General features: G+C 72.1%; 8 protein-coding genes, 1 tRNA gene and 1 pseudogene. 4 read left to right on the top strand and 6 right to left on the bottom strand.

Features of this window, described 5'->3' with window-relative positions; translation table 11 throughout:
- The 3 genes and pseudogenes from H5J29_RS15090 to H5J29_RS15100 form a co-directional block, all read right to left on the bottom strand.
- Positions 1-837: pseudogene (locus tag H5J29_RS15090) on the bottom strand (PD40 domain-containing protein); the annotation flags it as partial.
- Between the two features lie 88 nt (positions 838-925).
- Positions 926-1198 carry a DUF2277 domain-containing protein gene (locus H5J29_RS15095; protein ID WP_181781594.1) on the bottom strand — a complete coding sequence of 91 codons (273 nt, stop codon included), beginning with the start codon at positions 1196-1198 and terminating at the stop codon, positions 926-928.
- Positions 1199-1242: 44 nt separating this feature from the next.
- The gene (locus tag H5J29_RS15100; RefSeq protein ID WP_312858238.1) at positions 1243-1911 is read right to left on the bottom strand and encodes a PIG-L deacetylase family protein; all 669 of its coding nucleotides are present in this window, start codon (positions 1909-1911) and stop codon (positions 1243-1245) included.
- Positions 1912-2014: 103 nt separating this feature from the next.
- On the opposite strand from H5J29_RS15100, the gene H5J29_RS15105 reads away from it, so the two are divergent.
- Together H5J29_RS15105 and H5J29_RS15110 are read left to right on the top strand one after the other, a co-directional pair.
- Positions 2015-2085 (top strand) — tRNA-Gln (locus H5J29_RS15105).
- Positions 2086-2189: 104 nt separating this feature from the next.
- Positions 2190-3143 (top strand): DUF732 domain-containing protein, encoded by a 954-nt coding sequence (locus H5J29_RS15110; protein ID WP_181781595.1) that lies wholly within the window; start codon positions 2190-2192, stop codon positions 3141-3143.
- A 263-nt stretch (positions 3144-3406) separates the two neighbouring features.
- Here H5J29_RS15110 and H5J29_RS15115 read toward each other — a convergent pair whose 3' ends face one another.
- On the bottom strand, positions 3407-3844 hold the full coding sequence (locus H5J29_RS15115; protein WP_181781596.1) for an OsmC family protein: 438 nt from the start codon (positions 3842-3844) through the stop codon (positions 3407-3409).
- A gap of 118 nt (positions 3845-3962) precedes the next feature.
- Entirely contained in the window at positions 3963-4388 is a 426-nt protein-coding gene (locus H5J29_RS15120; protein WP_181781597.1) for a L,D-transpeptidase, read from the bottom strand.
- Between the two features lie 118 nt (positions 4389-4506).
- Here H5J29_RS15120 and glmU point away from each other — a divergent pair, with 118 nt between their 5' ends.
- Both glmU and H5J29_RS15130 read left to right on the top strand, forming a co-directional pair.
- Positions 4507-5985 carry a bifunctional UDP-N-acetylglucosamine diphosphorylase/glucosamine-1-phosphate N-acetyltransferase GlmU gene (gene glmU / locus H5J29_RS15125; RefSeq protein WP_181781598.1) on the top strand — a complete coding sequence of 493 codons (1479 nt, stop codon included), beginning with the start codon at positions 4507-4509 and terminating at the stop codon, positions 5983-5985.
- Positions 5982-6962: a ribose-phosphate diphosphokinase gene (locus tag H5J29_RS15130; protein ID WP_181781599.1), complete on the top strand. Its 981-nt coding sequence runs from the start codon at positions 5982-5984 to the stop codon at positions 6960-6962. The genes glmU and H5J29_RS15130 overlap by 4 nt, the downstream gene beginning before the upstream one ends.
- 51 nt (positions 6963-7013) lie before the next feature.
- On the opposite strand, the gene H5J29_RS15135 is transcribed toward H5J29_RS15130, so the two are convergent.
- Positions 7014-7254, bottom strand: a 241-nt coding sequence (locus H5J29_RS15135) for an Rv1352/Rv1906c domain-containing protein (RefSeq protein ID WP_220187443.1), incomplete at its 5' end; no start/stop codon positions are given.

The following is a 7254-nucleotide window of genomic DNA, read 5'->3' on the forward strand; positions in this document are numbered from 1 at the left end:
GCGGGGGCCTGCGAGGCGGACGTCGAGCCGCTGCGGTTCGGCGTCCAGGGACTCCAGGAGGTAGAGCTCGCCCGCGGACTCGTAGACGATCCGCTCGCCGTCGGTGCTCGCGTGCCGGGCGTAGAACTCGACGGTCGCGCCGTGGTCCGTGTGCCTGCGCAGACCGTTCCCGGCCAGGTCGACCGAGTAGACGTTGCCCCAGCCCTCGTGGTCGGAGAGGAACGCGATCCTGGTCGCGCCGTCGCCCTGCGCGACGAGCATCGGGGCGTCCAGCTGCCCGTCGAGCTCGGTGAGGATCCGGGTGAACTCGCCGGCGCCCTCGGGGTCCCACCAGATCTTGCCCGCGGTGCCGCCCCGGTAGCGCTTCCACCAGGCCATGTCGCGGGCCATCGTGCGGCCGACCAGCACGCCCGAGCCCGCGTAGGAGACCGCGGAGACCGGGCCGTACGGGAGCCGGTGGGGGCGCCCGCCGAGCGCGGGGACCGCGTAGGCCCACGTGTTGGCGAAGGTGTGCTCGCGGGTCGCGGAGGTCGCCACGACCCGGCCGTCCGGGGTCCAGCCCGCCAGCCTGGTCCGCAGGTCGCCCCAGAACGTCACGCGGCGGGCCGCGCCGCCGTCCGCGTCGGCCACCCGGACCTCCGGAGCACCGTCCTTCGCGGACGTCCAGGCCACGAGCGAGCCGTCCGGGGAGAACCGCGGGTTCTTGACCGGGACGCCGTCCGCGGTCAGTCGGGTCGCCCTGCCGCCCGCGAGGGGGGCCGTCCAGACGTCGTCCTCGGCCACGAACACGAGGGTGTCGCCGGAGAGGTGGGGGAAGCGGAGGTAGCTACGGACCACCCGTCCAAACTAGGCCGTGACGCTCCGTCGGCCGCCACCGCTCCCGGCGCCCACGCCGCCCCCGGCGGCGCCGGATCGGGAGACACGCCTAGTCGCGGGCGTAGCGCTCCTGCGCGCGGGCACGGGCCTTCGCGGCCTCCACCCCGCGGTCCTTCGGCGGGGCCGTGGTCACCAGGTCCGCGAGCAGGTGCTGGGTCACGTGGGCGATCTCCGCCACGGCCCGCTCGAAGGCCTCCTGGTTGGCCTGTGACGGCTTCGCGGACCCACTGACCTTGCGCACGTACTGCAGCGCGGCCGCCTGGACCTCGTCGGTCGTGGCGGGCGGCTCGAAGTTGTGCAGGGTGCGGATGTTGCGGCACATGCAGCCGAGTGTCCGGGGCGGGCGGTCGGCTCCGCAACCTCCGCCTACACCGGGTCGAGGCCCGTCAGGGGCGCGACGCCGAGCACGACCCGCCCCAGGTGGAAGCCCTCGGCGTAGCGCGCGTGGCACTGCACCCCACGCACCCGGGCGAGCCCGGCGAAGGTCTCGGGATCGAACCAGGCGCGGTCCTGCTGGCTGCCGTAGTGCTCGTGCAGCTTGGCGATCTTCTCCCGCAGCACGGGCTCGGCGAGCGGGAGGAACGCCGTCGGCTGCACGAGGTCGCCCTCCCAGCTCAGCAGCTCGTAGCCGAGGGAGAGGTGGTCCCGGAACACCGTCGGGACGATCTCGGCCAGCACCTTGTGGTCCGGCTGCGCGTCGTGCGCCGACGGGGCCAGCACGAGGTCCGGCTCGCCGCGCCCGCGGACCTCCTCCAGGGCCTGGCTGACCCGTTCCCACCGGACGGGGAGCCGCCCGTCGGGCAGGTCGTGCACCACGACCTCGAGCTTCGCCCCCGGGCAGAAGGCGGTCAGCGCGGCCCGCTCCTCCTCCTCGCGCAGCGACCCGCCGCCCGTCAGGACGAGCGCCGTGACCGCGACCCCGGGATGGGCGCGGCACAGCTCCAGCAGGGCGCCACCAGCCCCGACGGCGATGTCGTCGCAGTGGGCGCCGAGCAGCACCATCCTGTCCAGACGTTCGGGCAGCAGGCTGAGCACCCCTCCACCTTCCCGCCTGGGCCTGCGCACGGGAACCCCGTGGAGCGGATCTCCTCAACCTGGCTGAGGAGATCACGTCGCCCGTGACAGGATGGAGCAGCGATCCGCCGTGGTGTAACGGCAGCACCTCGGATTTTGGTTCCGATGGTCCAGGTTCGAATCCTGGCGGCGGAGCGGCTGGTCAGGGCTGTCTTCGGGTTCTGATCTGCGAGGGCCGTGGAGCAGGCGGGGACGCAGTGTGATCCGTAACGATCCACAGGTCACACCGATGGATGAGCGTGACGCAGCCACCCCAGCAGCAGCCGTACGGGCCCCCGCCCCAGCAGTACGGGGCCTACGGACCGCCCGCCGGGATGCAATCCCAGCCGCCGACCTACGGCGCTCCCGGCATCCCGCAGCAGCGCCGGCAGCACCCGACCGACTCGCCGAACGGCCTGCCGCCGCGGAGGTCGAAGCGCCCCTTCGTGATCGGCGGGATCGTGGCTGCGCTCGCCCTCGCCGCCACGTTGTTCGTGCTCATCGGCACGCTCAGCTCGCCCGAGTCGACGACCACTGCAGCCGAGAGTCAGTTCATGGCCTCCACACGTGCCGCTGCCCCCCGGTTCGCCGACCTCGACGATGCCGCGCTCATCCAGGTCGGCAAGGGGATCTGCGCGAAGCCGCAGGGCGAGACGTTCATCTCGGTGGCGGCCGGGGTCGCGTCGGCACAGCGGGTGTCGCAGGCGACTGGGGAGGCCGTCGTCCGGTTGGCCACCCAGCACCTCTGCTCGACGAGGGTGTGGCCGGGGACGGGGGCCGGGCCCGTCAGGACCCACACAGCGCCTACGACCTCCGCGGCCCCGGTCGCACCCGTGGCCGCGGGGCCTGCGAAGACGATCACGGCACGGGAGTGGCTGCTCATCGCGAAGGATCCGGAGGCGCACAAGGGTGAGCGGATCGTCGTCTACGGCGAGGTCAAGCAGTTCGACTCCGCGACGGGCAGCAACGGCTTCCGAGCCAACGTGGACGGCGTGGCGCACAAGGTGAGGTACGGATACGCGGACTACGAGACGAATACCGTGCTCGGTGCCGGGTCGGGGGTGTCGCTGGCGCAGGTGGTGCAGGACGACCTCTTCAAGGCGGAGGTGACCGTGGTCGGGTCGTACTCCTATGGCACGCAGATCGGCGGGAGCACGACGGTGCCGATGCTGATGATCACGAAGATCGACGTGACGGGGTCGACGGCCGGCTGACCCTGTGTGGGACCAAGAGACTGCAACGCTGCCGGCAGCCGGGGCGTTCGCCGTCTGAGGTCCGCACATTCTGCTCCGGCCGACCGCATTCCGATCCGAGGGCAAGGGCACACGACGAGGGCCGCCCGCCGGGTCTCGGCGGACGGCCCTCGTCTCGTGGTCAGTGGGTCGGCTTCGGCGGCGGGGGCGGCGGCTCCTGGCGGCCGTTCCCCGTGCACCTGAGGACGTGCATGGTTCGCATGTCGTCTCCTCCCGCCCCGGAGCTACTCCAGGGCTGCGTCGAGCGTGATCGTGGTGCCCGTGAGGGCCTTGCTGACCGGACAGCTCTCCTTGGCGCTCTGCGCGGCCTTCTCGAACGCGGTCGCGTCCAGGCCGGGCACCTCACCGCGGACCGTGAGCGCGATGCCGGTGATGCGGAAGCCGCCCGCCGAGTCCGGGCCGAGCGACACGTCCGCGGTCACGTCGAGCGACTCGGGCGTGGCGCCCTCCTGCCCGATGAGGGCCGAGAGCTGCATGGCGTAGCAGGACGAGTGGGCGGCGGCGATCAGCTCCTCGGGGCTGGTCGTACCCCCCGCCTCGTCGGCGGCGCGCTTCGGGAAGCTGACCTCGTACGTGCCGACCTTGCTGCTGGTCAGCTCGACCTGGCCGGAGCCCTCCTCGAGGGAACCGTTCCAGGCCGTCCGTGCCGTGCGGGTGGGCATGTTCAGGGCCTCCGATCGCGGGACGTCTCTGCACACAGGAGTCCCGGTCCGCCCGCACGACACACCCGAGACGTGCCGACCCGCGACGGGCGGTAGGCCGCGGACGACGAGCGGTCGGCTACCGGATCTGGACGGCGTCGCCGACCTGGAGGAAGTCGTAGAACTCGATGGCCTCCTCGCGGGTCAGCCGCACACAGCCCGCGGACGGGGTCTCCAACGTCCCCTCGTGGAACCCGATGCCGCCCTGCGCGAAGAAGACCGCGAACGGCATCGACGCGTCGTTGAACTCCTTGCTGCGGTGGTTCACGTTCTTCCACTCCACCGTGAAGTCGCCGCGCGGGGTCTCCTTGCCCTGCCCGCCGGGGCTGACGGCGACCGGACCGCGGACCACGACGCCGTCGCGCAGCAGCCAGGCCTGCTTGGCCGCGACGTCCACGCACGCCGTGCACCGCGGCGGCGCGGGATCGCCTGGGCCCGCGAGCGCGGTCCCCGGTGCGAGGGCGAGGACGGCGAGCGCCCCCGCCGCGACGAGCCACTTCCTCATGTGCGCCTTCCGTACCGAACGTCTCGACCGAGAGGGCCAACGAGCGCGGGCGCGGTCGGTGACGACCGGCCCGCGTAGGATCGCCGCGCCGGAGGACCCGAGGCGCGAAGGAGCATTCATGCCCGACTCTCCCCGACCGACCGCGTCGGTGGTGTTGGCCGCGGGGGAAGGCACCCGGATGCGGTCGACCACGCCGAAGGTGCTGCACGAGCTGGGCGGGCGGAGCCTGCTGGGGCACGCCGTGCACGCCGTGGCGGAGCTCGAACCGGAGCACCTCGCCGTCGTCGTCGGACACGGCCGGACGGAGGTCGGCGCCGCGCTCGCCCTGCTCTCCGACGAGATCGCCCGCGAGGTCCACACGGGTGTCCAGGAGCAGCAGCACGGGACCGGCGACGCCGTCCGGTGCGGGCTGGCCGCCCTGCCCGCCGGGCTGACGGGCACCGTCCTGGTCACCTACGGCGACGTCCCCCTCCTCGACGCCTCGACCTTCGGCCAGGTGCTCGCGGCGCACTCCGGAGCGGTCACGCTGCTGACCACCGACCTGCCCGACCCGAGCGGCTACGGTCGGATCGTGCGATCCGAGGGACGCGTCACCGCGATCGTCGAGCAGAAGGACGCCACCCCCGAGCAGCAGGCGATCACCGAGATCAACTCCGGGGTCTACGCCTTCGACGCGGCCTTCCTCGCCGCCGGACTGAGCCGGCTGGGCACGGACAACGCGCAGGGCGAGCTGTACCTGACCGACCTCGTCGCGCTGGCGGTCTCCGACGGGCTCGGGGTCGAGGCCGTCCGCGTCGACGACCCGTGGCTGGTCGCAGGCGTGAACGACCGGGTGCAGCTCGCGGAGGTCCGCGCCGAGCTCAACCGACGGACGCTGCGGCGGGCCATGCTGGCGGGCGCGACCATCGTGGACCCCACCACGACCTGGCTGGACGTGCAGGTGTCGCTGGGTCGCGACGTCGTCGTCGAGCCCGGGACGCAGCTGCGTGGGCGCACCAGGGTCGGCGACGGCGCGACGGTCGGCCCGGACACCACCCTCACCGACTGCGAGGTCGGCGAGGGGGCGTCGGTGGTCCGCACGCACGGGTCGTCGTCGTGGATCGGACCGGGCGCGACCGTGGGCCCGTTCGCCTACCTGCGGCCCGGCACCCGGCTGGGCGAGGGCGGCAAGATCGGCACCTTCGTCGAGACGAAGAACGCGGAGATCGGGCGGGGCAGCAAGATCCCCCACCTGACCTACGTCGGGGACGCGACGATCGGTGAGCAGAGCAACATCGGCGCGTCGTCGGTGTTCGTGAACTACGACGGCGTGAACAAGAACCGGACGACCATCGGTTCCCATGTCCGGACCGGATCGGACACGATGTTCATCGCGCCGGTGAGCATCGGCGACGGCGCCTACACGGGCGCCGGGACCGTGGTCCGCGAGGACGTCCCACCGGGGGCGCTCGCGGTGTCGTCCGGGCCACAGCGCACCATCGACGGATGGGTCGTACGGAAGCGACCCGGCACGCCGGCGGCCGAGGCCGCCGCGCGGGCCAGCGACGCGGCCGCCCACGAGGCGGCCGACAGCGGCCGAGGAGGCTCAGCACAGTGAGTGCCATGTCGGGTCAGCCGAAGAAGAACCTCATGTTCTTCTCCGGGAGGACGCACCCCGAGCTGGCCGAGCAGGTCGCCAAGGAGCTCGACGTCACCATCACCCCCCAGTCGGCGTACTCCTTCGCGAACGGCGAGATCTTCGTCCGCTTCGAGGAGTCCGTCCGCGGGTGCGACGCGTTCGTCCTGCAGGCCCACTCGGCGCCGATCAACGACGCGATCATGGAGCAGCTGATCATGGTCGATGCGCTCAAGCGCGCCTCGGCCAAGCGGATCACCGTGGTCATGCCGTTCTGGGGCTACGCGCGGCAGGACAAGAAGCACCGCGGCCGCGAGCCGATCACGGCGCGGCTCGTCGCGGACCTGTTCAAGACGGCCGGGGCGGACCGGATCATGACGGTCGACCTGCACACGTCCCAGATCCAGGGATTCTTCGACGGTCCGGTGGACCACCTGTTCGCCCTGCCGGTGCTCGCGCGGCACATCAAGGAGCGCTACTCGGGTGCGGACCTGGCCGTGGTGTCTCCGGACTCCGGCCGCGTGCGGCTGGCCGAGCGCTGGGCCGAGACCCTCGGCGGCACCCCGCTGGCGTTCATCCACAAGACCCGGGACCCGCTGAAGCCGAACGAGGCCGTGGCGAACCGGGTGGTCGGCGAGGTCCAGGGCCGGACCTGTGTGGTCATCGACGACATGATCGACACCGGTGGCACGGTCGCGAAGACCGCCGAGGTCCTGCTCAAGGAGGGCGCGGAGGACGTGATCATCGCGGCCACCCACGGCGTCCTCTCCGGGCCCGCGGTCGAGCGGCTCTCCACCTGCGGTGCCCGCGAGGTGATCTTCACGGACACCCTGCCGATCCCGGACGAGAAGCGCTTCCCGGCCATGACCGTGCTCCCGATCGCCCCGCTGCTCGCCGAGGCGATCCACCAGGTCTTCGACGACGGCTCGGTCACCAGCCTGTTCGACGGGAACGCCTGACCCCCGGTGAGTGGCGATGGTCGCCATAGCGACCATCGCCACTCACGAGGGTCAGACCGTGGTCCAGGTGCAGCCGCCGACGGTCTCGAAGTACTGGCCCGCCTTCACCGTGGCGTACATCTGACCGGCGCTCGACCCGCCGTCGACGACCTTGTCGAAGTCCTTGCTGCCATCCGTGGACACCGTCCAGGCGCACATCCCGATGCTGCCGCCGCCCGCCGTCTTGTACCTGCCGGGGGCCATGTCCGTGCCCACCGCGTACACCCCGTCCGTCACCTGGTCCGACACTCCG

The organism is Pseudonocardia pini, from assembly GCF_013870575.1.
GTDB lineage: Bacteria > Actinomycetota > Actinomycetes > Mycobacteriales > Pseudonocardiaceae > Pseudonocardia > Pseudonocardia pini.

Excerpts from the sequence above, each read along its gene's own strand:
- H5J29_RS15095 (WP_181781594.1), bottom strand. The coding sequence starts at position 1,198 with ATGTGCCGCAACATCCGCACCCTGCACAACTTCGAGCCGCCCGCCACG.
- H5J29_RS15115 (WP_181781596.1), bottom strand. The coding sequence starts at position 3,844 with ATGCCCACCCGCACGGCACGGACGGCCTGGAACGGTTCCCTCGAGGAG.
- H5J29_RS15120 (WP_181781597.1), bottom strand. The coding sequence starts at position 4,388 with ATGAGGAAGTGGCTCGTCGCGGCGGGGGCGCTCGCCGTCCTCGCCCTC.
- glmU (WP_181781598.1), top strand. The coding sequence starts at position 4,507 with ATGCCCGACTCTCCCCGACCGACCGCGTCGGTGGTGTTGGCCGCGGGG.